The organism is Actinomadura physcomitrii, assembly GCF_008923205.2.
GTDB lineage: Bacteria > Actinomycetota > Actinomycetes > Streptosporangiales > Streptosporangiaceae > Spirillospora > Spirillospora physcomitrii.
In genome coordinates this window covers 34,146-59,948 of the sequence record NZ_WBMS02000011.1, presented here as the reverse complement: position 1 = coordinate 59,948, position 25,803 = coordinate 34,146, and the positions used below count along the sequence as shown (strand labels likewise).

The window sequence follows — 25,803 nt, the reverse complement described above, 5'->3', positions numbered from 1 at the left end:
GCTGCCGCCGGTGATGGGCCGTGACGACCTCGCCCGACAGTACCGCCGTCCCGTCCTGGACGATCTTGATGTGGTGGCCGCGCGTCTACGGGACGACGGCGGCCTTCCCGTCGACCTTGCCGGCCAGCCCGTTGGCGTGCACGACGAGGCCCTTCGCGCCGACGCTGAGCCAGGCGCCGGCGTCGGCGAGCCTGTACTTGGCGCTCGCCGTCCCGACGCCGTAGACGAGCGCGCTCACGCAGAGCAGGCCGACCAGGCCGGCCGCGAGCTGGCCGGTCAGCCGGTCGCGCCGGAAATGCCGCAGCGGCCCGCGCGGGCCCGCGTCCCGCGCGGGCGATCGATCCCCGCTCAATCCCCGTCACCTCTCGTCGCGCCGGGGCCACCCGCTCCGGAACTCGCGGTGGCACGCTGCGGCCGGCGCCAACCCCCGCCGCGCCGCCGACGGTGCCGGCGGGCGGGGCCCTGCCCTCGGCGCCGGAAGCGAGCCTGGGAACCTCGGCGCGAAGGGCACCCTAACGATTGCGCGGGCCACACGATAACGGGATTCGTCACATCTCACCTGGCGAATCGCGATACTGCGCGGGTTACGCGACAGTAGGCGTGACGTGGATCACCCGCTGCCGAGCGGCGGGTCGAGACCCGGCACCGACCGGACGAGTCGTCCGATGTCGGTCCCCGGCGGTCATCGCCCGATCCCTGGCGTCGCGAACCGAACGCGAACGTTATCCCCGACGTCCTAAGGTTGGGCATCCCCGACCGACGACCCCGAGGTGGACGTGGAACACGCAAGCATCGCCGACCTGTGGAACCGCGTGACGGGAACGCAGCCGGACCCCCCGTGGTGGCTGGTCGTCCTCGTCGGCGCCGTCGCCCTCGGCGCGGTGCTGCACGGCCCCACCTGGCGGATCGCGCGCAACACGGTGACGATCGCGCACGAGGGCGGGCACGCGCTGATCGCCCTCGTCACCGGCCGCAAGCTGGACGGCATCAAACTGCACTCCGACACCTCCGGCGTCACCGTCTCGCGCGGCAAGCCGCACGGCCCCGGCATGATCTTCACCGCGATGGCCGGGTACACGACGCCGCCGCTGCTCGGCCTGTTCTTCGCGCTGCTGCTCGCCGCCGGCCGCATCACGCTGATGCTCTGGTTCACCCTCGCCCTGCTCGCCGCGATGCTGGTGATGATCCGCAACGCCTACGGCGCGCTGTCGGTCGTCGCGACCGGCGCGGTCGTGTTCCTGGTGTCCTGGTTCGGCAGCGCCGAGGTGCAGGCCGGCTTCGCCTACCTCGCGGCCTGGTTCCTGCTGCTCGCCGCGACCCGGCCGGTGATCGAGCTGCAGCGGATGCGCACCCGGCACATGGCGCCGAGCTCCGACGCCGACCAGCTCGCGCACCTCACCGGCGTGCCGGGCCTGGCCTGGGTCTCGCTGTTCGGCGCCACCGCGCTCGTCGCCCTCCTCGCCGGCGGCGCCCTGCTGTTCCCCGACGTCTCCGTGCACCTGCCCACGCTCCCCGGCCAGTGAGCGGGCGGCCCGCCCGCCGCGCGGGACGTCCCGCTGAGAATGTCGGACGGGGCGGATAGTTTCGGGGAGTGAGCGGTCGATGGGATCGGGGGCGGGTCGCCGCGCTGGCACCGGACGCGGCGGCCGCGAAGGCGGCCGGCGGTGTCGCCCGGCCGGCCAAGTGGGGCGGGACGGGCTGCGACGGCGAGGCCGTCTGGGGCGAGTGCCAGGGCAGCGGCGCGAGCGCCTACCGGGCGTGCGCCGACCTGGCCGGTCCGGCGTTCCGCTGCTCGTGCCCGAGTCGCAAGATCCCGTGCAAGCACGTCCTGGGGCTGCTGCTCCTGTGGTCGGACGGCGCGGTCGCGGGCGGTCCGCGGCCCGGCTGGGCGGCGGAGTGGATCGAGCAGCGGCGTGAGCGGGAGGGGAAGGCGCGCGAGCGCAAGGCCGCGGGCGCGGCGAAGGCGCGCGATCCGAAGACGGTGGAGCGGCGCGAGCGGCGCGTCGAGGACGGCCTCGCCGAGCTCGACCAGTGGCTGCGCGACCAGGTGGCGCACGGGCTCGCGCAGGCGGAGAAGGCGCCCTACGGGCTGTGGGACGACGCCGCGCGGCGGCTCGTCGACGCGCAGGCGGGTGCGTTGTCGGGGCAGGTCAGGGCGCTGGCGGCGATCCCCCGGCAGCCGGGGTGGCCCGACCGGCTGCTGGAGGAGTACGCGCTGCTGCGGCTGCTCGTCCGGGCGTACCGGCGGCGCGGCGAGCTGCCCGAGGGGCTGCGCGACACGGTGCGTTCGCGGGTCGGGTTCACCGTCGCGCAGGACGATGTGCTGGGTCATGGGGAGCGCGTCCGTGACCGCTGGTGCGTGACGGGGTCGCGCGACACCGTGCAGGACCAGCTCACCACCCGGCGGGTCTGGCTGCGGGGCCGCGAGAGCGGGCGCCCGGCGCTCGTGCTGTCGTTCGCGGCGCCCGGCGCGGTGCTGGACTCCTCGCTGGCCGTCGGCACCGAGGTCGACGCCGAGCTGGCGTTCTATCCGGGCGCCCGGCCGCTGCGGGCGCTGGTCGCCGAGCGGCATGGCCCGGCGGTCCCGGCGACGCCCGGCGGGACGTCCGTCGCCGGGTTCCTGGACGACCACGCGGCGGCGGTGGCGAGCGATCCGTGGCTGGAGCGCTGGCCCGCGACGCTGGAACGGGTGCGGCTCGCCCGTGGTGAGGGCGGCGACCTGCACGTGATCGACGAGGCGGGCGATGCGCTGCCGCTGCGGACGGCCGATCCCTGGCGGCTGCTGGCGGTGTCCGGCGGCGGGCCCGTCACGCTCGCCGGGGAGTGGACGCCTGAGGGGCTGCGGCCGCTGACCGCCTGGCAGGCCGACGAGGGAGCGGTGCCGCTGTGAACGGCTGGAACGAGCACGTCACCGCGGCGCTGCTCGGCACCGAGCGCCGCGACCCGCCCGTCCTGCCCGAGGCACCGGACGGCGGGGACGCCGACAAGGCGGGCCGGCTGCTGGACCAGGCCGCCCTGCTGGCCGTCGCGCGGCGGGCCGGGCGCCTCCCCGGGCGCGGGGCCGCCGAGGCGATCGCCCCGGCGCCCGGCGAGGAGGCGCCGGTCGTGCCGCCCGCGGCGGCCGAGCGGCTCGGCCGGATCCTGCGCGGCGAGCACGTCGAGGTGCTGCCCGAGTGGCTGGACGCGGCGGCGGCGCACGGGTGGCGGGTGCCCGCGCGGCTGCTGCCCGACCTGCTCGAGCGCGGCCGGGGCGACCGGATGCTGCGGCCGTCGATCGGCCGCGCGGCCGGGCGCCGCGGCGTGTGGCTGGCCCTGCGCAACACCGACTGGGCCTACCTGGTCGGCGCGGGCGGCGACCCGGGCGGCGGCGCCGAGGTCTGGGAGACCGGCACCCGCAACCAGCGGGCCGCGCACCTGACCGCGCTGCGCCGCCGCGACCCCGCAGCCGCGCGCGAGGCGCTGCGGGAGACGTGGGCGAAGGAGCCCGCGCCCGACCGCGCCGCCTTCCTCGCCACGTTCCGGACCGGGCTGTCGCCCGACGACGAGGAGTTCCTGGAATCGGCCCTGGAGGACCGCGGCAAGGACGTCCGGCAGCTCGCCGCCGACCTGCTCGCGAGGCTGCCCGGCTCCGCGTACGGGGAGCGGATGGCCGCGCGGGCCCGCGCCTGCCTGACCCCCCGGCGGCGCACCGTGCGGGGCCGCGAGCAGACGTGGATCATGGTCGAGCCGCCGGCCGCGCACGATGAGGACCTGGCGCGCGACGGCGTCCCGTTCCATCCCGGCGGGTCGTTCGCGCCCGGCGGCGGGGGCCGCCCGGTGGGCACGCGGGCGGCCTGGCTGCGCGAGATCCTCGCCCGCACGCCGCTCGGCACCTGGACGGACCTGTTCGGGCTGCCGCCGATGGAGATCGTGTGCCTGCCCGTGGCGGGGGCCGGGGCGTCCGAGGGGCGGTCCGGCCGCGACGAGCACGACGGCGACGCCCGGGACGTGCACATCGGATGGGCGCGGGCCGCGCTCAAGCAGCACGACGCCGAGTGGGCGCGCGCGCTGCTGAAGGGCGGGGTCATGGTCGACGAGCCGGGCGCGCTCGCCGACCTGCTCGCGGTGCTGCCCGCCGGCGAGCGGGACGCCGCGGCGGCGGGGCTGATCCGCTGGGTGGAGGGCCGGTCGGAGCTGCCGCCCATCCTGGAGCGGGTCCCCGGCCCGTGGACCGGCGACCTCGCCGCCGCCGTGGTCGGCACGCTCGCCGCGTCCGCCGGCCGGCCGACCCGCCGCGACGAGCACGCCCTGACCCAGCTGTGCCGGCTCGCCGAGCGGCGACTCGACCCGTCCGCCGCGTCCCGGCTGGAGGACCTGCTCGCCCGCCGCCCGCCCGGGGAGGCGGCCCGGGCCGTGCCGCGCGCCGTCCCGGCCCTGCTCACCACCCTGCGCTTCCGTGCCGAGATGCTGAAGGAGCTCGCCCCGTGACCGAACCCGTGACCGGAGACCCCGTGCCCGCCGGGGTGCTGCGACCGCACGCCGAGCAGGAGTACGCCGGCGAGCTGGCCCGGCTGGCCGAGCACGACGACCGGCCCCGCCCGCCGGGCTGGCGGCTGTCGCCGTGGGCCGTCACGACGTACCTGCTCGGCGGGGAGCTGCCCGACGGGACGATCGTCTCGCCGAAGTACGTGGGCCGGCGGCGGCTGATGGAGGTCGCGGTGGCGACGCTGGCGACCGACCGGGCGCTGCTGCTGCTCGGCGTCCCCGGCACCGCGAAGACGTGGGTGTCGGAGCATCTCGCGGCGGCGATCAGCGGCGACTCGACGCTGCTGGTGCAGGGCACGGCCGGCACGGCGGAGGAGGCGATCCGCTACGGCTGGAACTACGCGCGGCTGCTCGCGGAGGGCCCGTCGGAGAAGGCGCTGGTCGAGAGCCCGCTGATGCGGGCGATGCGGCGCGGGTCGGTGGCGCGGATCGAGGAGCTGACCCGGATGCCGTCCGACGTCCAGGACGCCCTGATCACGGTGCTGTCGGAGAAGACGCTGCCGGTCCCGGAGCTGAGCACCGAGGTGCAGGCGCGCAAGGGGTTCACCGTCATCGCGACCGCGAACGACCGCGATCGGGGCGTGAACGAGCTGTCCAGCGCGCTGCGGCGGCGGTTCAACACGGTGGTGCTGCCGCTGCCCGACACCGTCGAGGACGAGGTCGACATCGTCTCCCGCCGCGTCGAGCGGATCGGCGCGTCGCTGGAGCTGCCGCAGGCCCCGGCGGGCCTGGAGGAGATCCGCCGGGTGGTGACCGTGTTCCGGGAGCTGCGCTCCGGGCTCACCGCCGACGGCCGCACCCAGTTGAAGTCGCCGAGCGGGACGCTCAGCACCGCCGAGGCCATCTCGGTGATCACCAGCGGGCTGGCCCTCGCCGCGCACTTCGGCGACGGGGTGCTGCGCGCGGCGGACGTCGCTGGCGGGCTCGTCGGCGCCGTCGTCCAGGACCCGGTGTCGGACCGGGTGGTGTGGCAGGAGTACCTGGAGGCCGTCGTCCGGGACCGGCCGGAGTGGCGTGACTTCTACCGCGCCTGCCGGGAGGTGTCTTGACGGCCGGACGGGTCGAGGTCTTCGGGATCCGCCACCACGGTCCCGGCTCGGCGCGCGCGCTTCGCGGCGCGCTGGAGGAGTTCGGTCCCGACGCGATCCTGATCGAGGGGCCGCCGGAGGCCGACGGGATCGTGGAGCTGGCCGGCGACCCCGGCATGGTCCCGCCGGTCGCGCTGCTGGCCTACTCCCCCGCCGGGACGTCCGGCGCCCCGGCGCGCGAGGACGGCCGGAGGGCCGCGTTCTGGCCGTTCGCGGAGTTCAGCCCGGAGTGGCAGGCGATCCGGTACGGGCTGGCGGCGGGCGCGGCCGTCCGGTTCTGCGACCTGCCCGCCGCGCACCAGCTCGTCCCGCCGGAGCAGGCGGAGGACACGGAGAAGCAGGCGGAGGACGTCCGGCTCGATCCGCTCGGGACGCTGGCGAAGGCCGCGGGCTACGACGACGCCGAACGCTGGTGGGACGACGTGGTCGAGCACCGCCATGAGGGCCCCTCGCCGTTCCCGGCGATCGCCGAGGCCATGGCCGAGCTGCGCGAGCGGGTCGGGCCGTCCCGCGTCGACCGGCGCGAGGAGCAGCGCGAGGCCCACATGCGCCGGACGGTCCGCCGCGCCCGCAAGGAGGGGTTCGAGCGGATCGCGGTGGTCTGCGGCGCCTGGCACGTCCCGGCGCTGACGGCGAAGGTGCCCGCGGCGCACGACGACCGGATGCTGCGCGGGCTGCCGAAGACGAAGATCGCGATGACGTGGGTGCCGTGGACGCACGGGCGGCTGGCGGGCCGCTCCGGCTACGGCGCGGGCGTCCGCTCCCCCGGCTGGTACCACCACCTGTTCGCGGCGCCGGACCGGCCGGTCGAGCGCTGGCTCGCCGCCGCCGCGCGGCTGCTGCGCGAGGAGGACCTGCACGTCTCGTCCGCGCACGTGATCGAGGCGGTCCGGCTGGCCGAGACGCTCGCCGCGCTGCGCGACCGCCCCCTCGCCGGGCTGGACGAGGTCACCGAGGCGACCCGCGCGGTGCTGTGCGAGGGCGCCGAGCTGCCCGTCGAGCTGATCCGCACGCGGATGGTCGTCGGGGAACGGCTCGGCGCCGTCCCGGACCGGACGCCGATGGTGCCGCTCCAGCGCGACCTGCAGGCCGAGCAGCGGCGGCTGCGGCTCAAGCCGTCCGCGCTCGAACGCGAGCAGGACCTCGACCTGCGCAAGCCCACCGACCTTCAGCGCAGCCGGCTGCTGCACCGGCTCCGGCTGCTGGACGTCGACTGGGGCGTGCCCGCGGAGAGCCGGTCGAAGGGGACGTTCCGGGAGACCTGGACGCTGATGTGGCGGCCCGAGTTCGACGTCGAGCTGATCGAGGCGAGCGCGTGGGGCACGACCGTGCGGGACGCGACCACGGCCCGCGCGGAGGCGCTGGCCGCCGGCGCCGCGGCGCTGCCGGACCTGACGTCCGTCGCGGAGCGCTGCCTGCTCGCCGACCTCGGCGACGCGCTGCCGACCGTGATGCGGGCCCTCGCCGACCGGGCCGCGCTCGACACCGACGTCGCGCACCTGATGGCGGCGCTGCCCGCGCTCGTGCGGGCGCTGCGCTACGGGGACGTTCGCGGCACCGCGACGGGTCCGCTGCGCACGGTCGTCGACGGCCTGGTCGTCCGGATCTGCGTCGGCCTGCCGCCCGCCGTGTCCGGCCTCGACGACGACGCGGCCCGCGACTTCCTCGGCCACGTCGACGCCGTGCACGGCGCCCTCGCCCTGCTCGCCGACGAGGCGCACCTCGACCGCTGGCGCGCCGCACTGAAGGCGCTGATCGCCCGGCCGGAGACCCTGCACGGGCTGCTCGAGGGCCGCGTCACCCGGCTGCTGCTCGACGCGGGCCGGCTGGACGACGTCCCCGCCCGGATGGCCCGCGCCGTGTCGGTGGGCGCCGCGCCCGCCCGCGCCGCCGCCTGGGTCGAGGGATTCCTGTCCGGCGGCGGGCTCGTCCTCGTGCACGACGAGGAGCTGCTCCGGCTGGTCGACGGCTGGATCGCGGGGCTGCCCGCCGACGCGTTCACCGACGTCCTGCCGCTGCTGCGGCGCACGTTCGGCGCGTACGCGGCGGCGGAGCGGCGCACGATCGGCGAGCGGGTCCGCCGCGCGGGCGCGGGCGCCGGGCCGCCGCGCCCGCCCGCCGGCGACGTCGACGAGAAACGCGCGGCGCCCGCCGTCGCGACGGCCCTGCGCGTGCTCGGCTGGGAGGCCCCGTGAACGACGAGACCGCACACGACGAAACCGCGGGCGAGGGCGCCGCGGACGGCGATCGCGAGCGGATGCGGCGCTGGCGGCTGGTGCTCGGCGGCGAGCGGACCGACGGCACCGGAGTGTCCCTGACCGGCGACGACGCCCGGATGGACGCGGCGCTGGAGAAGCTCTACGGGGCGGGCGAGGCGGCCGGCGGGCGGGCCCGCCCGGGCCGCCGCGGCGCCGGCCTCGGCGACTCCGCCCCGTCGGTCGCCCGCTGGCTCGGCGACATCCGCGCCTACTTCCCGTCCACCGTCGTCCAGGTGATGCAGAAGGACGCGATCGAGCGGCTCGACCTCACCCGGCTGCTGCTGGAGCCGGAGATGCTGGAGGCCGTCGAACCGGACGTGCACCTGGTCGGGACGCTGCTGTCGCTGAACAAGGTCATGCCGGACCGGGCGCGGGAGTCGGCGCGCGCCGTCGTCCGCAAGGTCGTCGGCGAGCTGGAGCGGCGGCTCGCGCAGCGGACCCGCGCGGCGGTCGGCGGCGCCCTCGACCGGTCCGCGCGGGTGGCCCGGCCGAAGCGGCTCGCCGACGTCGACTGGGACCGGACGATCCGCGCGAACCTGCGGCACTACCTGCCCGAGCACGGCACGCTCGTGCCGGAGCGGATGATCGGGTACGGGCGGCGCCGGCAGGCGGTGCAGCGGGACGTGGTCCTCGCGATCGACCAGAGCGGCTCGATGGCGGCGTCGGTGGTGTACGCGAGCGTGTTCGGCGCCGTGCTGGCCTCGATGCGGTCGCTGCGGACGTCCCTGGTGGCGTTCGACACCGCCGTCGTCGACCTGAGCGACCACCTGCACGACCCGGTCGAGGTGCTGTTCGGGACGCGGCTCGGCGGCGGCACCGACATCGACCGCGCGGTCGCGTACTGCCAGGGCCTCGTGACCCGGCCGAACGACACGATCCTGGTGCTGGTCAGCGACCTGTACGAGGGCGGCGACCGGGACGGGATGCTGCGGCGGGTCGCGGCGCTGACGGCTGCCGGCGTGCAGGTCGTCGTGCTGCTCGCGCTGTCGGACGACGGCGCGCCGGGCTACGACCACGACAACGCCGCGGCCCTCGCGGCGCTGGGCGTCCCGGCGTTCGCCTGTACCCCGGACGCCTTCCCCGACCTGATGGCGGCGGCGATCGAGCGCCGCGACCTCGGTGAGTGGGCGGAGCGGCGCTGATCAGGAGACCCGGCTGATCAGGAAGCCCAGAGGCCCTGGGCGAGCAGGACCACCACCAGCGCGGTGAGGGCGGCGTGCCCGGCGAGCGCGGCCGGATCCACGTGGACCAGCGCGCCCCATCCCGCCCACATCGCGACGCGGGCGATCCGCGCGGCCACGACCGTCCACGCCGCCGCCCGGCTGCCCCGCCACGCGACGATCACCGCGACCAGGGTGACGACCGCGACCAGCGTGAACGAGCCCGCGACCACCGGCAGGAGCGCGGCCCGGTGGCCGCTGCTGAGCGACGGCCGGGCGATCAGGATCGCGAGCACGACGACGTCGAGCGCGGCGAGCAGAGCCGCCAGCACCAGGCCGGTGACGACCCCCGGCCCGCGCCGCAGCCGCCGGTACGTCCGCGCGGGCCGCGGGGCCGGGTGCTCGGGCCGTCCGTGGCCGGCGACCGGGCTCGCGTAGCCGGGCGGCTGTTGAGGTGCGGGTGGTTCCTGGTGCCAGAGAGGCCGCTGATGGTTCAGAGGCTGCGGATACGGCGGGTGGCCGGGATGCCCGGACGGCGCGGGGTGAAGCGCGGACGCGGTTTCCGCGTCCGGCCCCGGCAGGCCCCGGACCCGGGGCGCGGCGGGCGCGGCGGCTTCGGTCGAGCCGGGGCCGGTGCCGAAGCCGGCGGCGGTCGGCGCCTCCGCGACGCCGTGCGCTCCCGGCGGTGATCCGTTGGCGTCCGCGCCGGTGGCGGCCCCCGCGGTACCGCGCCACGCGGCACCGGACTGGCCGACGCCCGGCCGTCCGCCGTCGGTCTGAGCGGCACCGGGCTGAGCGGCACCGGGCTGAGCGGGGTCGGGGCGGGCGGCGCCGGTCCAGGTGGTGGTCGGGGGCTCCGGGGGGACCTCCGTGCCCGGGGCCGCGGACGGTTCGAGGCGCGGGTGCGGCGGTCCCGGACGGTCCCCGAGGAGCCGGAGCAGGACGTCCTCGGAGGTGGGACGGGCCTTGGGGTCCTTGGCGAGGCAGGCGGCGGCGACCTCGGCGATCGGGCCCGGCAGCGCGCCGAGGTCGGGCGCCTCGTGCATGATCCGGTACATCACGGCGGGCAGCGCGCCGCCCGCGAACGGGTCGCGGCCGGTGGCGGCGAACAGCAGCGTGGCCGCCCAGGCGAACAGGTCGGTGGCGGGCGACACCCGGCCCGCGAACTGCTCGGGCGCCATGTAGGCGGGGGTCCCGACGACCTGGCTGGTCATCGTCGCGCCGGCGTCGAACGCGCGGGCGATGCCGAAGTCGATCACGCGCGGCCCGTCCAGGCCCATCAGCACGTTCTGCGGCTTGAAGTCGCGGTGCACGACGCCCGCGCGGTGGATCGCGGTGAGCGCGGTGACCGTGCCGATCGCGAGCCGGTCCAGGTCGGCGCCGGTGCGCGGGCCCTGCTCGAGCACGAGTTCGCGCAGCGACCGGCCCGGCACGTACTCGCTGACGATGTAGGGGCGGTCGCCGTCCATGTCGGCGGCGAGCACCTGCGCGGTGCAGAACCCGGCGACCCGCTGCAGCAGCGCCAGCTCGCGGACGAAGCGGCCGCGCGCGGCGGCGTTGCCGAGCAGCTGGGCGTGCAGCAGCTTGACGGCGACGCGCGGCGGGGCGCCGGACGGGGCGCCGCCGGCGGGCCGGCCGAGGTAGACCACCCCTTGGCCGCCGGTGCCGAGGCGCCCGAGGATCTCGTAGCCGCCGAGGCGGGTGGGATCCGCGGCGGTGAGGGGAAGCGGGCTCGCCATTGTGACCCCCGTCAGGTTCCCGTAATACCGGCCGCCGGCCGGCCGCGAGAATTCCGTGATTTCCCGGGCACTAATCGGCGCCGCCCGGCATCCAAGAGTATAGGTACGCAGCACCCGGAGCGGGAGACGACGCATGCTCGAGATCAATTCACGAATGGTGCGGGGGCGCATTTCGATCATGGCGGCCGGCGCGCTGGTGCTGGCGGCGGGGACGCTGTCGGGCTGCGGGGACGCGGGGGCGACCATCACCCGGCTGACCGTGGGCTCGCCGGGCCGCGACCCGTACAGACTCGCCTCGAACACCGACCAGATGAAGGTGGCGCCGCGCCCGGCGCGCGGCGGCACGAAGGACGGCGACGCGCCCGGCCTGTACGGCGGGACGCGCCGGATCTCGAGCTGCGACCAGCGCGCGCTCGTCGAGTTCCTGCTGGCCAACCCGGACAAGGCGCGCGCGTGGGCGGGCGTGCTGGGCATCCCGGTGAGCGACATCCGGCGGTACGTGTCGCGGCTGACGCCGGTGCTGCTGCGCACCGACACGCTCGTGACCAACCACGGCTACCGGGACGGGAGGGCGACGAGCGCGGCAGCCGTCCTCCAGGCCGGAATGGGGGTCCTGGTCAATGGTTACGGCGTTCCCACGGTGAAGTGCAATTGCGGTAATCCGCTGACCGCGCCGGAACACAAGATCAATACGTCGAACGCGCGGTACAGTGGCCGAAAGTGGCCGGGATTCGAGAAGCGGAACGTGACTCGGATTCGGCCGCGGGATTCCCGCAAGGGCACGATCACGGTCTTCGTGCTCGTCGATCCGGGCGCCACGATGGGCTTCGAGCGGCCGCGCGCGACGGCGGGCGACGAGGACGGGCTTCCGGAGCCGCTGCCGCCCACCGAGACGGCGCCGCCGAGCGACTCCCCCGCGCCGGTCGATTCGGGCGACGGGTCCTCCGGTTCCCCCGTTCCGGGCGACGACTCGCCGCCTCCGGGGTCGCCGGAGCCGGGGATCTCCGAGCCGGGCACGCCCGGCGCCGGGTCTCCGGGGCCGGAAATCTCGCAGCCGGGGGTGTCGCCCGGCGGCGAACCGGGCACGGGCACCACCACCGGCACCGGCACCGGCACCGGCACCGGCACCGGCGACGGATCAGGCGGCGACGGCTCGGGCACCGGATCAAGCGGCACGGACGGCCCCACCGGCGGGGCCGGGACGCCCGGCGAGGAGCCGGAGAGCCCGGTGATCTCGATGGCGCCGTCCGGCGAACCTGCGGGATCGCCGCCGGCGTTCTGACCGGTGATGCTACATTTGCACATATGAGCAGTGCTTCAGATGTCGTCCCCGCGGAGGCATGCGCCGTCCGCGTGGTCGACGCCGAGAAGGTCGCCCTCGTCTCCGCGTCGATGCCGGGCGCGGAGGCGGTCGGGGAGCTCGCGCAGGTGTTCGGGCTGCTGTCCGACCCCGGTCGGCTCCGGGTGATCACCGCGCTGCTCGAGGGGGGAGAGATGTGCGTGTGCGACATCGCGGCGTCCTGCGGGCAGTCGGAGTCGTCGGTGTCGCACGCGCTGCGCCTGCTGCGCGCCAACCGCGTGGTCCGGGTCCGCCGGGCCGGCCGGATGGCCTACTACCGGCTCGACGACTCGCACGTCCGGATGCTGCTCGATCTCGCCCTCGCCCACGTCGGCCACGGGGAGGAAGGCGCATGACGGCCAAGCCGGAGCACGAACCGGAGCAGCACGGGCACGGGCACGGCCATGGCCACGGGCTCGGGCACGGCGTCTCCGCGAACGCGGACCGCAGGCTGCTCGGCGGCGCCCTCGCGCTGATCGTCGCCTACATGGCGGGCGAGGTCGCGATCGGCCTGCTCGCCGGGTCGCTGGCCCTGCTCTCCGACGCCGCGCACATGCTGACCGACGCGTTCGCGATCGCGCTGGCGCTGGTCGCGATGCGGATCGCGACGCGCCCGCCGCAGGGCGGCTTCACCTTCGGGATGCGCCGCGCGGAGATCCTCTCGGCGCAGCTGAACGGGCTGACGCTCATCCTGCTGGCGGCGTTCTTCGTCTACGAGGGCGTCCACCGGCTGATCAGCCCGCCGGACGTCGAGGGCCGGTTCGTGCTCTGGACGGCCCTCGTCGGCATCGTGGTCAACCTCGCCGCGACCTGGCTGCTGAGCCGCGCGAACCGGACGAGCCTGAACGTCGAGGGCGCGTTCCAGCACATCCTGAACGACCTGTTCGCGTTCATCTGCACCGCCATCGCGGGCCTGGTGGTGTGGACGACCGGGTTCGCGCGGGCGGACGCGATCGCGTCGCTGGTGGTGGCGGCGCTGATGCTGAAGGCCGGTTACCGGCTGCTGCGGGACGCGGGGCGGGTGCTGATGGAGGCCGCCCCGGCGGGCATCGACCCGTCCGAGCTGGGCGCCCGGCTGGCGGAGCGGCCGTGCGTGGAGGAGGTGCACGACCTGCACGTGTGGGAGGTCGGGTCCGGCTATCCGGCGCTGTCGGCGCACGTGCTGGTGGACACCGAGGGCGACTGCCACGCCGTCCGCCGCGACATGCAGGACCTGCTGCGCGACGCGTACGGGATCACCCACACGACACTGGAGGTGGATCACGTGGACGGCCCGTCCCGGCACGGGCACTGCGAGGACTCGCACGGCCCCCGGCACATGGGCGAGGCCGGCCGTCCGCACGAGCACGCGGGCTCGGCCCCCTGCGACCACTGACCGGAACCGGACCGCCAGCCGTTCAGAGGCCGAAGAGTCCGGCGGCGGCGTCCCAGCAGACGGCGCGGAGCCAGTCGTCGCCGAGGCCGAGGGCGGCCAGCGCCTCCAGCTGGTGGGCGTACTCGTAGGGGATGTTGGGGAAGTCGGTGCCGAGCAGGATCCGGCCCTCCAGGCCGAGGTCGCGGAGCCGCGGCAGGAGCGCCTCGGGGAACGCGCCGAGCCCGCCGGCGAACCGGGTGAAGGTCATCGTCGTGTCCAGGCGGACGCCGGCGTACCGGTCGGCGAGGGCGAAGAACCCGTCGAACTCGGGCGCGCCGAGGTGCGCGATGATCGCGTTGAGGCGGGGGTGGCGGGCGAGGACGCCGGCGAACGGCCCGGGACCGGTGAACCCGTTGGCGACCGGGCCGGATCCCGCGTGGACCAGGGCGGGCACCCCGGCCTCGGCGAGGACGCCCCACACCTCGTCCAGCTCCTTGGCCCGGGGGTCGAACCCGCCGACCTGCAAGTGGACCTTGAACACGCGGGCGCCGGACTCCAGGGCGCGCCGCACGTAGCCGGCCGCGCCCGGCTCGGGGTAGAACGTCGCGGTCTGCAGGCATTCGGGGACGCGGGCGGCGAACTCGGCGCCCCAGTCGTTCAGCGGCTCCGCCATGCCGGGCCGGTGCGGGTACGCGAGCGCGGTGAACGCGCGGACGCCGAGGCCGCGCAGGAACGCCAGCCGCTCCTCCTCCGAGTCCCGGTAGCGGATCGGCCACTCCGTGCCGATCAGCGGGCCGGCGTCGTCGAAGTACGCCCAGACCGCGCTCATCAGCCGCGGCGGCATGAAGTGGACGTGCGCGTCGACGAGGCCGGGCAGCCCGAGCGCCTGCCAGAACGCGGGGACGGCGGAATCCGAACGAGGTTCAGTCACGCCCCGACCCTAGCCGGACGCCCTTCGGGCCGCCGTAGGCGCTAGCCGATCGCGGCCAGCAGGGCGGGCAGCGCGTCGCGCAGCTCGCGCCGCCAGTACGGCCAGGTGTGGGTGCCGCGGTAGAAGTGCGTGGAGATCGGGATGCCGAGCTTCTTCAGCTTGCCCGCGAACTCGCGGCTGACGGCGCCGGCGAGCGCCTCGACCACGTCGGGGCCGGTGCCGGGCCTCGGGTCGTAGGGGCCGGGCCGCCCGTCCCCGGCGCTGACGTGCAGGCGGACGCCGGCGAGGCGGTCGGCGAGGTCGAACGGGTTGTGCTGCCGCCACACGACGCGCTGCTCGTCGGGGTCGCCCCACACGTCGGTCCAGTCGCGGGCGGGCTCGGCGATCGCGACGGTCAGCTCGACCAGGTCGGCGACGTCGAGCCCGCGCGGGTCGCGGTGCAGGGTGTGCACGGGGCCGCTGAACGACGCGGCGGCGCGGAACAGCCCGCGGTGCCGGGCCGCGTAGGCGAGCGCGCCCATGCCGCCGGTCCCGTTCCCGGCGACCGCGCGCCGCGTCCCGGCGCGGTATCCGCGTTCGAGTATCTGGCGCAGCTCCGCCAGATGGAACGTCTCCCACTTCGGCGCCCCGCCGTCGCCGCGATTCCACCAGTCGGTGTAATTCCCGCAGCGGCCACCGTCCGGCATGGCGACGATCACATCGCCGTCCCCGACCAGTTCCTCGACGCCGCCGTGGTCGGTCCAGGCGGTGTGCCCGGCGCCGGAGCCGTGCAGCAGCCACAGCACCGGCCAGGTCCGGGAAGCGTCCCGTGACCAGCCCGGCGGCAGCAGCAGCCGGACGTGCGCGGCGGCGGTGAGGACGGGCGAGCGGACCGTGAGGTCCAGGACGCGGTCGCGGGGCCGGTGCTCGCCGACGACGGTCGCGCCGTCGTCGGCGGGTGCTGCGGACGGGGCGGCGCCCCCGGTGGCCATGGACATATTTTCCGTCCCGGTCATTCAGCTGTGGTTCACCGGTAATGTCCCCACTTCCGACCATGTTTCAACGCGAAGTAATGGGTTTATAAAGCAGCGGACCGGGGCCGCCTGGACGGCCGCCGGGTAGGGTGGCGCGAACGAGCGGAGGGCGGCCGAGTCGGGATGCGGAGCAAAGCGGAGCTGGAGTCGGCGATCGGCAAGGGCGGCCGCGCGGTCCTGGTGATCAACTCGCGGTCGCGGCGGGGCCGCCGGCTGTACGGCCGGGCGCGCCGCCTGCTGGACGAGGCGGGGCTCGCCTTCGACCAGGTCTTCCCGGTGACCGATCCGACCCGGCTGCGCGAGCTGTTCGGCGACGTGCTGGCGCTGGAGCCCGACCTGGTCGTGGTCGGCGGCGGGGACGGGACGGTCGCCGAGGCGGTCGGGCATCTCGCGCACCGCGACATCGCGCTCGGCGTGCTGCCGCTCGGCACCACCAACAACTTCGCGCGCAGCCTGGAGCTGCCGCTGGACCTGCCGGGCGCGGTCCGGACCGTCGCGGTCGGCGGGCCGGGCGGCGGGAAGGTCGCCGACGTGGACGTCGGCTGGTTCGAGAGCACCGGCGACCCGCAGGGCGAGGGGCCGGGCACGGGCCGCGAGCACATCTTCGCGAACATGGTCAGCCTCGGCCTGTCGGTGCGGGTCGCGGGGAAGGTGCCGCACCTGCTCAAGCGGTACCTGGGCCGTCCCGCGTACGCGCTGACGGCGGCGGGGCTGCTGCCCCGGCACCGGGCGTTCACGGCGCGGATCACGATCGGCGGCGAGACGACGACGCTGCGGACGCACCAGCTGAACGTCGCGAACGGCGCGCACCACAGCGGGCAGCGGATCGCCCGCGACGCGAGCCCCGACGACCGGCTGCTGGCCGTCTACCGGCTGGGCGACGAGCGGCGGCTGCGGCTGGCGTCCGCGACGGCCCGGCACGTGCTGACCGGCCCGTGGCGGACGCTGGACGAGGACGCGTTCCTCACCACCGCGCACGTGGAGATCGACACGGACCCGCCGCTGCAGGTCGACGTGGACGGCGAGGTCCGCGGCCGGACGCCGGTGACGATCCGGTTGCACGGCAACGCGCTGCGCGTGATCGTCCCGCAGACGTTCGACGACACCTGATCCGCCGCCCGCCGCGGCCCGGAACGGGTCTAGCGCTCGTCGGCCATGACGTAGTCGCCGGCCTCCAGCCGCTCGATGAGGCCGCGCGCCCACCGCATCGCCGAGTCGGCGGAGTGCACCCACCAGCCGAGCAGCTCGTGCAGGTGCGCGGGGTCCACCGGCGCCTCGTACAGCGGCATGACGTTGGCGCGCCGGGCGGCGAGGCCGTCCAGCCGCTGCCGCAGCAGCTCGATCGCCTCCGGGCGGGTCAGCTCGGCCAGGAAGGCGAGCCCGGCCGTCAGCATCTCCGGGTGCCGGACGTCCACCGTCGAGATCGCGCAGCGCAGCAGCCGGAAGAACTCCTCGCGGCCCGCGTCGGTGATCTCGTAGTCGGTGTGCGGCGGCCCGGCGTCGCTCTCCTCCACGTCGTGGGCGAGGAGCAGGCCCTCCTTGGCCAGCTGCCGCAGCGCGTGGTAGATCGAACCCGGGTTCACGTGGGCCCACTCGTCCGAGCCCCAGGAGATCAGCTCCCGGCGGACCTCGTACCCGTGGGCGCAGCCGAACCGCCGCACCCCGCCGAGGACCAGCAGCCGCGTCGCCGACATCATCACCCTTCCCTGATCGAGCCGACGTTCAGGGTAGAGCCTGCGGCGGGCCCCCGGCGTCGCGGGCCGCGCTCAGGCGCGCAGCTCGGCGAGGTCCGCGGCGGTGAGCGCCAGCTCCGCGGCGGCCATGTTCTCCTCCAGGTGCGCCGGTGACCCGGTGCCGGGGATCGCGAGCATCACCGGCGACAGCGCCAGCAGGCCCGCGAGCAGCACCTGCGGGACGGTGGCGCCGCGGCGGGCCGCGTCGAGATCGCCAAGGGCGGCGCGCGCGTGCGGATCCGCACCACGCCGCTGCCGCCCGAGACGATCATCGTGGACCGGCGCACCGCGATCCTCGCCGGACCGCCGCGGAGCGGGGTGCGCGAGTACACCGTCGTCCGGGTCAGCCCAGCAGGCCGAGCTCCTGCGCGCGCAGCCCCGCCTGGAACCGGGACCCGGCGTCGCTGTCCTGGGCGACCTGGGAGACCTCCGCCGACCTCGCCGACTACCGGCGCGAGCGGCCGCCCGCGGCGACGGGCGTGCCGGTCGCGGTCTCGTCGCGGAACGTCACGGCGGTCATCGGGCGCCTCCCTTGAGCTGGGCGAGGATGGACTCGTCGGTGATCGCGCGGTCGGCGGCGAGCAGGAACGCCTTGCTGAGGATCAGCGACAGCCGGGCGTCCTCGAACGGCAGGAACACCGTGCCGCCGGCCGCGCGGCCGGCCGGGACGATGCACAGGTAGGCGTCGTCCGGCTCCATCAGGATGTTCGCCGACCCCAGATGGATCTTGTAGGTGCGCAGGTCGCCGCGGACGACCAGGAACCGGCCGTCCAGGGAGCAGCGGTCGGCGATCTTCGTGCGCGGCAGGATCCGCTCCAGCGCGTCGCGGCGGGACGCGGCGCTCTCGGTCAGCTCCGCGAACCCGGACCGCTCCCAGTACCGGCGCGGCTCGCCGTCGCCGCGCCACTCCGGGTCGGCGGCGATCGAGGTGACGCCGACGAAGAGGTCGACGTCCCGCATCGTCTCGCTGAACACCAGCGGCGGGACCTCCGCCAGCGGCGCGTCCCGCCAGGCGCCGCCGTCGCGGCGCGCGAACGCGACCCGGTCGGTGCCGGCGAGGACCATCTCGTCCTGCCAGTCGGCGAGGACGTGCGCGAACCTCACCCGCCACTCCCCCGCCGCCAGCACCCGCACCGCCTCGTCCTCGTCGCCGCCGTCCCACGGGCCGAGCAGCCGGCTCGTCCAGCCGCGCGCCCGGAACAGCGCGAACATCTTGCGGTAGTGGACGAGATGCGCGGCGAACCGGTTGGAGTGGGTGCGGGTCTCCTCCTCGGCCGGGGTCAGCAGGTACACCTCGCGGAAGGCCTGCTTCAACGGCTGCCGGATGCGCCGGTCGATGAGCAGGTCGCGCCAGGCGCGCACCTCGTCCGGGGACGAGCGGAGCGGATGCCACAGCCGGACGCCCGCCGCGTCGGGCGCGTCCGGGACGCCGCCGGTCTCGGGGAGCACCGCCCGCCAGGCCCCCGGCGCTTCCTCGACCTCCCAGATCAGCCGCCGGACGGTCGGGCCCGCGACCGGGTGCCGGGCCAGCCCGTCCCGCCACCGGCCGAACTCGTGGACGGCGCCCACCGTGTACCCGCCCTCCAGAGCCCGGACGAGGGTCGTCAGGTGCGCGCCGGCCCGCTTGACGAGCTCGCGCAGCTCCTTGAGCTCGGCCTTGTGGTCGCGGCGGACGGCCGCGGGCACGCCCTTGAGCGCCTTCCCGTCCTTCTCGAAAACCAGTTCCGCCTTCTCGCCGGCGGTGACGACGGCCGTGTACGCGCCGAGGACGCGGCGGTGCGCGCCGTCCGGGCCGAAACCGAGGTCCGGCAGGCGTAGCGCGACCTCGGTCCGTTCCGCGAGCGCCGCCTCGATCTTCTTCAGCATCTTGTCGAGCTGCTTCGGCACCCCGGCGTGCCGGACCGAGCCGCGGACCGTCCGGATCGTGGTGACCAGCTCGGGGATCGGGAAGTCCTGCGCGGCGCGGACGATCTCGTACAGCAGCGCCTGCGACGGCAGCGTCCTCGCCTGCGTCGGCGCGACGGACACGTCCGGCAGCAGGCGGGCGAGCAGGGCGGGCAGCCACGGCTCGTCCCGCAGCAGCGCGATCCGGGCGGCGTGCCCGAGCGCGGTCACCTCCCCGGACGCGAACGCCTTGTCGGCCCGGTAGGGGACGGTCCCGTCCTGGATCGCGCGGGCCCGCTCGGCCGCCGCCTCCAGGGCACGGCGTGCGAACGCGGCGTACGCCGGGATGCCCGCGGCCTTCTCGGCGGCGTCCGGCGCGGTCGGCGGGGAGGTGTAGGACGTGTCGGCGGAGAACTCGGCCACGACCACGCGCTCCCGCGGGGTGAGCGCGGCGATGACGTCGATCTCGTCGCGCGCGATCGGGCCGCCGCCGTGCCCCAGCCGTTCCACGACCTCGCGCAGCAGATCGGCGCCCGCGACACCGGCGACCGCCAGCAGCGCGTACGGCTGGTCCAGGCGCCCTTCGCCCAGCAGGAACCGGACGAGCGCGCGTGCCTGGCCGGCGACGTCCGGCCACGGCCCGGTGCAGCGCAGCAGCGCCCCGGCGCCGAGCCGCACGTCGGCCCATTCGCGCTTCTCCAGGCCCTGGACGAGCGCGTCGAACATGCGGCGGCACGCGTCCGGGGTGTACCGCGGCTGGCGCTCCTTCGCGGCGCCCTCGACCGCGAAGCGGACGCGCGTCGAGACGAACGGATCTCCCGGCGCCGAGTACGCGGCGGGCAGGAGCGTGCCGAGCTCCTCGTCGGAGACCAGGGACAGGTCGGGGTACCCGCTCAGGAACTCCTCGTCCTGCGGCGCGGGATCGGTCATCGCACGCAGCAGCCGGGCCGCCAGGCCGTTCATCCGGTGCCCTCCCTGATCCGCCGCAGTAGCGACTCGTCGGCGATCTTGTGGTCGGCGGCGAGCAGGCTCGCCTTGGTGAGGATCGACGACAGCCGCTCGTCCTCGAACGGCAGGAACAGCCCGGACTGCCCCTTGCGGCGCGCCGGCACGATCCGCAGCGGCGTCCCGTCCGGCTCCATCCGCACGTGCCCGGTGCCGAGGTGGATCCGGTAGGCGCGCAGCTCGCCCCGGACGGCGAGGAACCGGTCGTCCAATGCGCACCGGTCGGCGATCTTCGTGCGCGGCAGGACCCGCTCCAGCGCGGCGCGCCGCACCTCCGCCGCCGCGCCCGGTCGGCCGAACGCCGCCTCCCGCCGGTAGTGCAGGTGGTGGCGGTCCTCGCCGTCCGGCCAGTCCGGGTCCGCGGCGATCGACGCCGCGTCCACGAACAGGCCGACGTCGCGCATCGCCTCGCTGAACACCAGCGGCGGCGCGTCGGCGAGCCGCGCGCGGCTCCAGTGCCGGCGGTCCCGGCGCTCGAACCGCACCTGGCCGGTGACGACGCGGTCCCCCTGGCCCGCCGCCTCGGCCGGGTCGTAGCGCAGCACCGCGCGCCACCCGCCGCCGAGGACGCGCCGCGCCGCCGCCGGGGCACCGCCGTGCAACCGGCCCCGGTGGTCGGGCCGCCAGCCGCGCTCGCGGAACAGCTCCCGCAGCCGCGCGTACCGGACGATGTGCCCGGCGAACCGGTCCGAGCGGGCCGCGCCCTCCTCGTCGGGGCCGAGCATGCACACCTCCCGGAAGGCCTGTTTGAACGCCTGCACCATCCGGTTGTCCACCACGAAGTCGCGCCACGCCCGCACCACGCCGGGCCGCGCCCGCGCCGGATGCCACAGCCGCACCCGCGCGCCGTCCGCCGGGACGGGCAGCGCCCGCCCGTCGACCGTCACCAGCACCCGCTCGCCGGGCGTCGCCGCGTGCCAGATCCCGCCGGAGTCCTGGAACTCCCAGATCAGGCCGCGGGCGACGGCGCCGCTCACCGGGTGGTCGAGCCACTCCCGCCGCCACGCGCCGTGCCGCCACGACCGGCCGTCCTCCGCCATCAGCGCCTCGGCGCGGGCCCGCTCGTCGGCGAGGGTGCCGCGCACGCCCTTCGCTAGGGCCTTCAGCTCCCTGATCTCCGCGGCGTGCGGGACCTTCAGCGCCCCGGGAACGGTCGGCAGCGGGTACCCGTTCGCGCCGACGTAGGTCAGCCGCACGGTCAGCGGGTCCTCGATCGCGAGGACGGCCTGGTAGCCGCCGACGTCGCGGGCGAGGGACCCGTCCCCGCCGAGGCCGTACGCGGGGACGCCGGGGTCATCGGGGCCGTCCGGCGCACCGCCGCCGTCGTCGGGGGGCGGGGCCGCCGCGGGTCCGGCCCACGTCGCCGCGGGCCGCTTCCCGGCGGGCCGCTTCCTCGTGGGCCGGTCCTTCGTGGGCCAGGGGCCGTCGAGCGCGGTGAGGCGCGCCCGGAGGTCGTCGAACATGTCGCGATCTTGGCAGATCGTCCCGCCCGAGCCGGGCCTTTCGGCAAGGATCACCGTGCCGGGGACAGCTGGCGCAGGATCGTCTCGTCGGTGATCCTCGCGTCGGCGGCCAGCAGGAACGCCTTGCTGAGGATCAGCGAGAGCCGCTCGTCCTCGAACGGCAGGAACACCGTGCCCCCGCTCCGGCCGCCCCGCACGATGCACAGTACGCGCCGTCCGGCTCCATCAGGGCGTTCGCCGAGCTTAGATGGATCCGGTAGGTGCGCAGGTCGCCGCGGACGACCAGGTACCGCTCTGAACACCAGCGGCGGGCTGCGCCGACAACCCACGCGACCTTACTTGCTCGTACAGGAGTTTCTGCAGGCCACTTCGGGAAAGACCTTCCGTTCGAAGGCGACACGGGACACCTTCCGGGATGCAGCGTTGCAGGCGCGCAAGGTTTCCATTAGGGCCGCCGCCTGTTCAGGCGTTGGCAGCAACTTCACCCGCACCACGATCTTCACAGTCGGTGATCATAACATTACTCAAATGTGACGGCGTGCAGGACGGACATGTCGCGCCCGTGGCGCCACAGCGGCGAGTCGTCGTGGCAGCCGGCCAGCATGAGGGCGAGCAGCGCGGCCCTGGCGTCGGCGCCCGCGCAGCCTTCCAGCCACCGGATCAGCTCGTCCCGGACGGCCGTCTCCTCGGCGGCGAACGCCGGATGGTCCTGCGGGGCCTTCGCGGGGTCCCAGATGTTCCTGCGCGCCCGGTCGAGCAGGTCGACGAGCCCGCGGGCGCGGTCGAGGGCGGCGAGGCGGCGCCGTCGAGGGCGTCTCCCTTGCGCGCCGCCGCCACGAGGGTGTCGTAGAGCATGGCCGCGAGGGTGCCAGGGGCGACCGAAAAAACCGGCGATCGGGGCGTCTGGTCAGTGACCTTACGGTCACCTACGCTCGGGGATACCGGGACAGAACGAGATTCGGGACGGCCCATGGCGCACAGCGTGGTGATCATCGGAAGCGGGTTCGGCGGCATCGGGATGGCGATCCGGCTGCGGGAGGCCGGCGTCCACGACGTGGTGGTCCTGGAGAAGGCCGACGGGCTCGGCGGCACCTGGCGCGACAACACCTACCCCGGCGCGGCCTGCGACGTGCCGTCCCACCTGTACTCGTTCTCCTTCGAGCGCAAGACCGACTGGACGCGCCGGTTCCCACCGCAGCCGGAGATCCTCGACTACCTGTGGCACTGCGCCCGCAAGTACGGCCTGCTCGGCCGGATCCGGTTCGGCACCGAGGTGACCGAGGCGCGGTTCGACGAGGACGCGGCGCTGTGGCGGGTGTCCACGACGACCGGCGAGCTGGACGCGCGGGTGCTGGTGTCGGCGTGCGGGCAGCTCAACCGGCCCGCGCTCCCGCCGATCGAGGGCCGCGAGTCGTTCGGCGGGCCGAGCTTCCACTCCTCCCGCTGGGACCATGGCACCGACCTGCGCGGCAAGCGGGTCGCGCTGGTCGGCACGGGCGCGAGCGCGATCCAGATCGTCCCGGAGATCGCGAAGGAGGCGGCGGAGCTGCGGCTGTTCCAGCGGTCCGCGCCGTACGTGATCGAGAAGCCGGACCGGCCGTACCGGGCGTGGGAGAAGGCCGTCCTGCGGACGGTGCCCGGCGCGTACGCGCTGAGCCGTGCCCGGATCTACACGATGTTCGAGTCGCGGGCCCTCGGCTTCGTCAAGTACCCGAAGCTGATGGGGGTCATGGAGAAGGGCTTCCGCAAGCACCTGGAGGAGCAGGTCGCCGACCCGGCGCTGCGCGGCCGGCTCGTCCCGGGATACCGGATGGGATGCAAGCGAATCCTGCTGTCCGACACCTACTATCCGGCGCTGAACAGGCCGAACGTCGACCTGATCACCGAGCCGATCGAGCGCGTCACGCCGTCCGGCATCGCGACGGCGCGCGAGCACTACGACGTGGACGTGATCGTCTACGCGACCGGGTTCCAGTCCACCGACTTCCTGTCCCCGATGAAGATCGTCGGACGGGACGGGCGGGAGCTGAACGAGGCGTGGCGGGACGGCGCGCAGGCGCACCTCGGCATCACCGTCAGCGGCTTCCCCAACCTGTTCCTGCTGTACGGGCCGTACACGAACCTGGGCCACAACTCGATCATCTACATGCTGGAGTCGCAGTTCCGGTACGTCCTCGGCTGCGTGGAGGCGCTGCGCCGGCACGGCCTGGACTGGATCGACGTGAAGCCGGACGTGCAGGACGCCTTCACCCGCGAGATGCGCGAGCGGATGCGCACCACGGTGTGGGAGGCGGGCTGCCAGAGCTGGTACATGACCGCCGACGGCAAGGTCGTCAACAACTGGCCCGGCTTCACCTTCGCCTACCGCAACGCGACCCGCCGCCCCGACCCGCGGCACTTCACCGCGCGCAGGGCTACCGCCCGGTAGCCGGCAGGCTAGGCTCGCGGGCATGCCGACCGCCTTCATCACCGGCGCGACCGCGGGCATCGGCGCCGCGTTCGCCCGCCGCCTCGCCTCCGACGGGTTCGACCTGGTGCTGCTCGCCCGCGACACCGAGCGGCTGGAGCGCGCCGCCGGCGGGCTGCGCGACCGGTACGGGGTGCGCGCCGGGACGCTGACCGCCGACCTCGCCACCGAGGCGGGCCTCGCCGCCGCCGAGGAGCGCGCCCGCAAGGACGTCGACCTGCTGGTCAACAACGCGGGGTTCGGCCACAACGGCGTGTTCCTCGACGTGCCGGTCGCGGACGAGATCACGATGCTGAAGGTGCACTGCGAGGCCGTCCTGCGGCTCACCCACGCGGCGCTGCCCGGGATGCTGGAGCGCGGCCGGGGCGGGATCGTCAACGTCGCGTCGGTCGCGGCGTTCGCGACGCGCGGCACCTACGGCGCGTCCAAGGCGTGGGCGGTCAACTTCAGCCAGGGCGTGGCCGCCGACATCCGGGGCCGCTCGCGCGGGCGCGTCCGGGTGATGGCGCTGTGCCCCGGCTTCACCCGCACCGAGTTCCACCAGCGGGCGAACATGGACATGTCCGGCCTGCCGGAGTTCATGTGGCTGAAGGACGCCGACGTCGTCGACGCGGCGCTGCGCGACCTGCGGCGCGGCGTGCAGGTCAGCGTGCCCGGCGCGCAGTACAAGGCGATCGTCGGGCTCAGCCGGCTGGTACCGCGCGGCCTGGTCGCGCGGCTGTCGTCCGACACGGGCCGTCACTACGATTGATCATGTAGTCAAGCGTCACGGTCTTGTCACGGGGAGTCCGGCACGGCATGTTGGACTTCCGGTGGTTCTCAGGCGCGCGGAACCCCGGGCCCGCCCGCCCGCAATCCGCCGAGAGGTCCCCCGATGGGTCACGACCTGGGTTACGCCGCCCTCGCTCTGATCGCGACCACCGTCTACTACATCGCCTTCCTCGTCTTCCGTGTCTCCGCGCGCCGGATGGAGCCGCTGAGGGGAAGCCGCCCGTTCCGCGTCGCCCGGCTCATGCTCACCGACCCGGTGTGGCTGGGCGGCGGGCTGCTGCTGTTCCTCGGCCTCGGCTACGAGGTGGTGGCGTTCCAGCAGCTGCCGCTCGCCGTCGCGCAGCCGATCTTCGCGGTCAGCCTGGTGCTCCTCGTCGGGTACGCCGCGCTGTTCCTCGGCGAGCGGCTCAGCCTCCGGGAGTGGGCCAGCGTCGCGCTGTTCGTGTCGGCGACCGTGCTGATCGGGCTGTCGGCGACCGGTGGCGGCACCCCGGCGGCGCACGCCACGCTCGCCGGCACGCTCGAGTCCCCCTGGACGATGGCGGCGATCTGCGCGCCCGCCGTGATCATCGCCGGGCTGGTGTGGCTGGTCGGCGACCGGCGCGCCGGCGGCCGGCACGCCCGCAAGCTCGCCGGGGTCGCCTACGGCATCGGCGCGGGCGCCTGCGCGGGGCTCGCCGAGGCCGGCGTCCGCGGCATCTCCCTCGTCTACGCCGACACCGGGAGCCCGCTCGCCGTGCTGGAGTCGGCGTACCCGTACCTGACGCTCGGGCTGGCCGCGATCGCGCTCGGGCAGCTGCAGATCGCCCTGCAGCGCTGCCGCGTCGCGATCGTCGCGGTCGTGCTGACCGTCGTCGGCCGCGCCTACCTCATCGTCAGCAGCACCGTCCTGTTCGGCGAGGAGTGGCCCCGGGACGCGCTGCCGTTCCTGCTGCGGGCCGGCGGTTTCGTGCTTGCGCTGGCCGCGCTGGCGGCCTTCCCCCGGTACGAGGACCCCGGCGCCGCCGCGGCGCTGCCGGCCCGGGCGGCGCACCGCAAGGGCGTGCGCGCCCTCCCTTGATCCCTTACATTGCC

The 25,803-nt window shown here is 75.2% G+C and carries 22 protein-coding genes and 1 pseudogene; 13 read left to right on the top strand and 10 right to left on the bottom strand.

The genetic code is table 11. The features are described 5' to 3' along the window. Positions 1 to 85: 85 nt before the first annotated feature. The gene (locus F8568_RS15895; RefSeq protein WP_151594323.1) at positions 86 to 352 is read right to left on the bottom strand and encodes a hypothetical protein; all 267 of its coding nucleotides are present in this window, start codon (positions 350 to 352) and stop codon (positions 86 to 88) included. 424 nt (positions 353 to 776) lie between these two features. On the opposite strand from F8568_RS15895, the gene F8568_RS15890 reads away from it, so the two are divergent. The 6 genes from F8568_RS15890 (at position 777) to F8568_RS15865 (ending at position 9,012) form a co-directional block, all read left to right on the top strand. Continuing rightward, the gene (locus F8568_RS15890) at positions 777 to 1,523 is read left to right on the top strand and encodes a M50 family metallopeptidase (protein WP_151594322.1); all 747 of its coding nucleotides are present in this window, start codon (positions 777 to 779) and stop codon (positions 1,521 to 1,523) included. Between the two features lie 68 nt (positions 1,524 to 1,591). Then, the gene (locus F8568_RS15885) at positions 1,592 to 2,890 is read left to right on the top strand and encodes an SWIM zinc finger family protein (RefSeq protein ID WP_151594321.1); all 1,299 of its coding nucleotides are present in this window, start codon (positions 1,592 to 1,594) and stop codon (positions 2,888 to 2,890) included. Next, entirely contained in the window at positions 2,887 to 4,467 is a 1,581-nt protein-coding gene (locus tag F8568_RS15880; RefSeq protein WP_151594320.1) for a DUF5691 domain-containing protein, read from the top strand. The genes F8568_RS15885 and F8568_RS15880 overlap by 4 nt, the downstream gene beginning before the upstream one ends. Beyond that, positions 4,464 to 5,573 (top strand): ATP-binding protein, encoded by a 1,110-nt coding sequence (locus F8568_RS15875; RefSeq protein ID WP_151594319.1) that lies wholly within the window; start codon positions 4,464 to 4,466, stop codon positions 5,571 to 5,573. The genes F8568_RS15880 and F8568_RS15875 overlap by 4 nt, the downstream gene beginning before the upstream one ends. Continuing rightward, the gene (locus F8568_RS15870) at positions 5,570 to 7,807 is read left to right on the top strand and encodes a DUF5682 family protein (protein ID WP_151594318.1); all 2,238 of its coding nucleotides are present in this window, start codon (positions 5,570 to 5,572) and stop codon (positions 7,805 to 7,807) included. Before F8568_RS15875 ends, F8568_RS15870 begins: the two co-directional genes overlap by 4 nt. Before the next feature lie 62 nt (positions 7,808 to 7,869). Further along, entirely contained in the window at positions 7,870 to 9,012 is a 1,143-nt protein-coding gene (locus tag F8568_RS15865) for a VWA domain-containing protein (protein WP_151594447.1), read from the top strand. A gap of 17 nt (positions 9,013 to 9,029) precedes the next feature. Here F8568_RS15865 and F8568_RS48150 read toward each other — a convergent pair whose 3' ends face one another. Further along, the gene (locus F8568_RS48150; protein ID WP_151594317.1) at positions 9,030 to 10,769 is read right to left on the bottom strand and encodes a serine/threonine-protein kinase; all 1,740 of its coding nucleotides are present in this window, start codon (positions 10,767 to 10,769) and stop codon (positions 9,030 to 9,032) included. A 133-nt stretch (positions 10,770 to 10,902) separates the two neighbouring features. On the opposite strand from F8568_RS48150, the gene F8568_RS15855 reads away from it, so the two are divergent. From F8568_RS15855 to F8568_RS15845, 3 genes are read left to right on the top strand one after another with little or no spacing between them, the layout of a single operon-like run. Then, positions 10,903 to 12,051 carry a DUF6777 domain-containing protein gene (locus tag F8568_RS15855; RefSeq protein ID WP_151594316.1) on the top strand — a complete coding sequence of 383 codons (1,149 nt, stop codon included), beginning with the start codon at positions 10,903 to 10,905 and terminating at the stop codon, positions 12,049 to 12,051. Between the two features lie 23 nt (positions 12,052 to 12,074). After that, on the top strand, positions 12,075 to 12,464 hold the full coding sequence (locus tag F8568_RS15850) for an ArsR/SmtB family transcription factor (RefSeq protein ID WP_151594315.1): 390 nt from the start codon (positions 12,075 to 12,077) through the stop codon (positions 12,462 to 12,464). Continuing rightward, complete coding sequence (locus tag F8568_RS15845; RefSeq protein WP_151594314.1) at positions 12,461 to 13,483, top strand: cation diffusion facilitator family transporter; 1,023 nt, start codon at positions 12,461 to 12,463, stop codon at positions 13,481 to 13,483. The genes F8568_RS15850 and F8568_RS15845 overlap by 4 nt, the downstream gene beginning before the upstream one ends. 22 nt (positions 13,484 to 13,505) lie before the next feature. Here the strand turns inward: F8568_RS15845 and F8568_RS15840 are convergent, their stop codons facing one another. Beyond that, positions 13,506 to 14,393, bottom strand: a complete 888-nt coding sequence (locus F8568_RS15840) for an amidohydrolase family protein (RefSeq protein ID WP_151594313.1) — start codon at positions 14,391 to 14,393, stop codon at positions 13,506 to 13,508. A 41-nt stretch (positions 14,394 to 14,434) separates the two neighbouring features. Further along, the gene (locus F8568_RS15835) at positions 14,435 to 15,364 is read right to left on the bottom strand and encodes an alpha/beta hydrolase (protein ID WP_160573635.1); all 930 of its coding nucleotides are present in this window, start codon (positions 15,362 to 15,364) and stop codon (positions 14,435 to 14,437) included. Positions 15,365 to 15,529: 165 nt separating this feature from the next. On the opposite strand from F8568_RS15835, the gene F8568_RS15830 reads away from it, so the two are divergent. Continuing rightward, entirely contained in the window at positions 15,530 to 16,516 is a 987-nt protein-coding gene (locus F8568_RS15830) for a diacylglycerol/lipid kinase family protein (RefSeq protein WP_151594311.1), read from the top strand. Between the two features lie 29 nt (positions 16,517 to 16,545). On the opposite strand, the gene F8568_RS15825 is transcribed toward F8568_RS15830, so the two are convergent. The 6 genes and pseudogenes from F8568_RS15825 to F8568_RS15800 all read right to left on the bottom strand — a co-directional run bounded on the left by F8568_RS15825 (position 16,546) and on the right by F8568_RS15800 (position 21,994). Beyond that, a complete protein-coding gene (locus F8568_RS15825; RefSeq protein ID WP_236008800.1) occupies positions 16,546 to 17,103 on the bottom strand; it encodes a PadR family transcriptional regulator in 558 nt (185 codons plus the stop codon). A gap of 69 nt (positions 17,104 to 17,172) precedes the next feature. Beyond that, entirely contained in the window at positions 17,173 to 17,313 is a 141-nt protein-coding gene (locus tag F8568_RS15820) for a hypothetical protein (RefSeq protein ID WP_407924470.1), read from the bottom strand. 342 nt (positions 17,314 to 17,655) lie between these two features. Then, the gene (locus tag F8568_RS15815; RefSeq protein ID WP_151594310.1) at positions 17,656 to 19,986 is read right to left on the bottom strand and encodes a DUF4132 domain-containing protein; all 2,331 of its coding nucleotides are present in this window, start codon (positions 19,984 to 19,986) and stop codon (positions 17,656 to 17,658) included. Continuing rightward, entirely contained in the window at positions 19,983 to 21,491 is a 1,509-nt protein-coding gene (locus F8568_RS15810; protein WP_151594309.1) for a DUF4132 domain-containing protein, read from the bottom strand. Before F8568_RS15810 ends, F8568_RS15815 begins: the two co-directional genes overlap by 4 nt. A gap of 50 nt (positions 21,492 to 21,541) precedes the next feature. Continuing rightward, positions 21,542 to 21,891 (bottom strand): annotated as a pseudogene (locus F8568_RS51465) (DUF7737 domain-containing protein). Continuing rightward, positions 21,827 to 21,994 (bottom strand): hypothetical protein, encoded by a 168-nt coding sequence (locus tag F8568_RS15800; RefSeq protein WP_160573633.1) that lies wholly within the window; start codon positions 21,992 to 21,994, stop codon positions 21,827 to 21,829. Before F8568_RS15800 ends, F8568_RS51465 begins: the two are co-directional and overlap by 65 nt. Before the next feature lie 467 nt (positions 21,995 to 22,461). Here F8568_RS15800 and F8568_RS15795 point away from each other — a divergent pair, with 467 nt between their 5' ends. The 3 genes from F8568_RS15795 to F8568_RS15785 all read left to right on the top strand — a co-directional run bounded on the left by F8568_RS15795 (position 22,462) and on the right by F8568_RS15785 (position 25,789). Continuing rightward, positions 22,462 to 23,919, top strand: a complete 1,458-nt coding sequence (locus F8568_RS15795) for a flavin-containing monooxygenase (RefSeq protein ID WP_151594308.1) — start codon at positions 22,462 to 22,464, stop codon at positions 23,917 to 23,919. Between the two features lie 22 nt (positions 23,920 to 23,941). Further along, a complete protein-coding gene (locus F8568_RS15790) occupies positions 23,942 to 24,709 on the top strand; it encodes an SDR family NAD(P)-dependent oxidoreductase (RefSeq protein ID WP_151594307.1) in 768 nt (255 codons plus the stop codon). A 123-nt stretch (positions 24,710 to 24,832) separates the two neighbouring features. Then, positions 24,833 to 25,789 (top strand): DMT family transporter, encoded by a 957-nt coding sequence (locus F8568_RS15785; protein WP_151594306.1) that lies wholly within the window; start codon positions 24,833 to 24,835, stop codon positions 25,787 to 25,789. The last annotated feature ends 14 nt before the right edge of the window (positions 25,790 to 25,803 follow it).

Bases quoted from the DNA above. Each gene is read 5' to 3' on its own strand.
- F8568_RS15865 (WP_151594447.1), top strand. From the start codon at position 7,870: ATGCGGCGCTGGCGGCTGGTGCTCGGCGGCGAGCGGACCGACGGCACC.
- F8568_RS48150 (WP_151594317.1), bottom strand. From the start codon at position 10,769: ATGGCGAGCCCGCTTCCCCTCACCGCCGCGGATCCCACCCGCCTCGGC.
- F8568_RS15855 (WP_151594316.1), top strand. From the start codon at position 10,903: ATGCTCGAGATCAATTCACGAATGGTGCGGGGGCGCATTTCGATCATG.
- F8568_RS15850 (WP_151594315.1), top strand. From the start codon at position 12,075: ATGAGCAGTGCTTCAGATGTCGTCCCCGCGGAGGCATGCGCCGTCCGC.
- F8568_RS15845 (WP_151594314.1), top strand. From the start codon at position 12,461: ATGACGGCCAAGCCGGAGCACGAACCGGAGCAGCACGGGCACGGGCAC.
- F8568_RS15835 (WP_160573635.1), bottom strand. From the start codon at position 15,364: ATGGCCACCGGGGGCGCCGCCCCGTCCGCAGCACCCGCCGACGACGGC.
- F8568_RS15830 (WP_151594311.1), top strand. From the start codon at position 15,530: ATGCGGAGCAAAGCGGAGCTGGAGTCGGCGATCGGCAAGGGCGGCCGC.
- F8568_RS15825 (WP_236008800.1), bottom strand. From the start codon at position 17,103: ATGATGTCGGCGACGCGGCTGCTGGTCCTCGGCGGGGTGCGGCGGTTC.
- F8568_RS15815 (WP_151594310.1), bottom strand. From the start codon at position 19,986: ATGAACGGCCTGGCGGCCCGGCTGCTGCGTGCGATGACCGATCCCGCG.
- F8568_RS15810 (WP_151594309.1), bottom strand. From the start codon at position 21,491: ATGTTCGACGACCTCCGGGCGCGCCTCACCGCGCTCGACGGCCCCTGG.
- F8568_RS15795 (WP_151594308.1), top strand. From the start codon at position 22,462: ATGGCGCACAGCGTGGTGATCATCGGAAGCGGGTTCGGCGGCATCGGG.
- F8568_RS15790 (WP_151594307.1), top strand. From the start codon at position 23,942: ATGCCGACCGCCTTCATCACCGGCGCGACCGCGGGCATCGGCGCCGCG.
- F8568_RS15785 (WP_151594306.1), top strand. From the start codon at position 24,833: ATGGGTCACGACCTGGGTTACGCCGCCCTCGCTCTGATCGCGACCACC.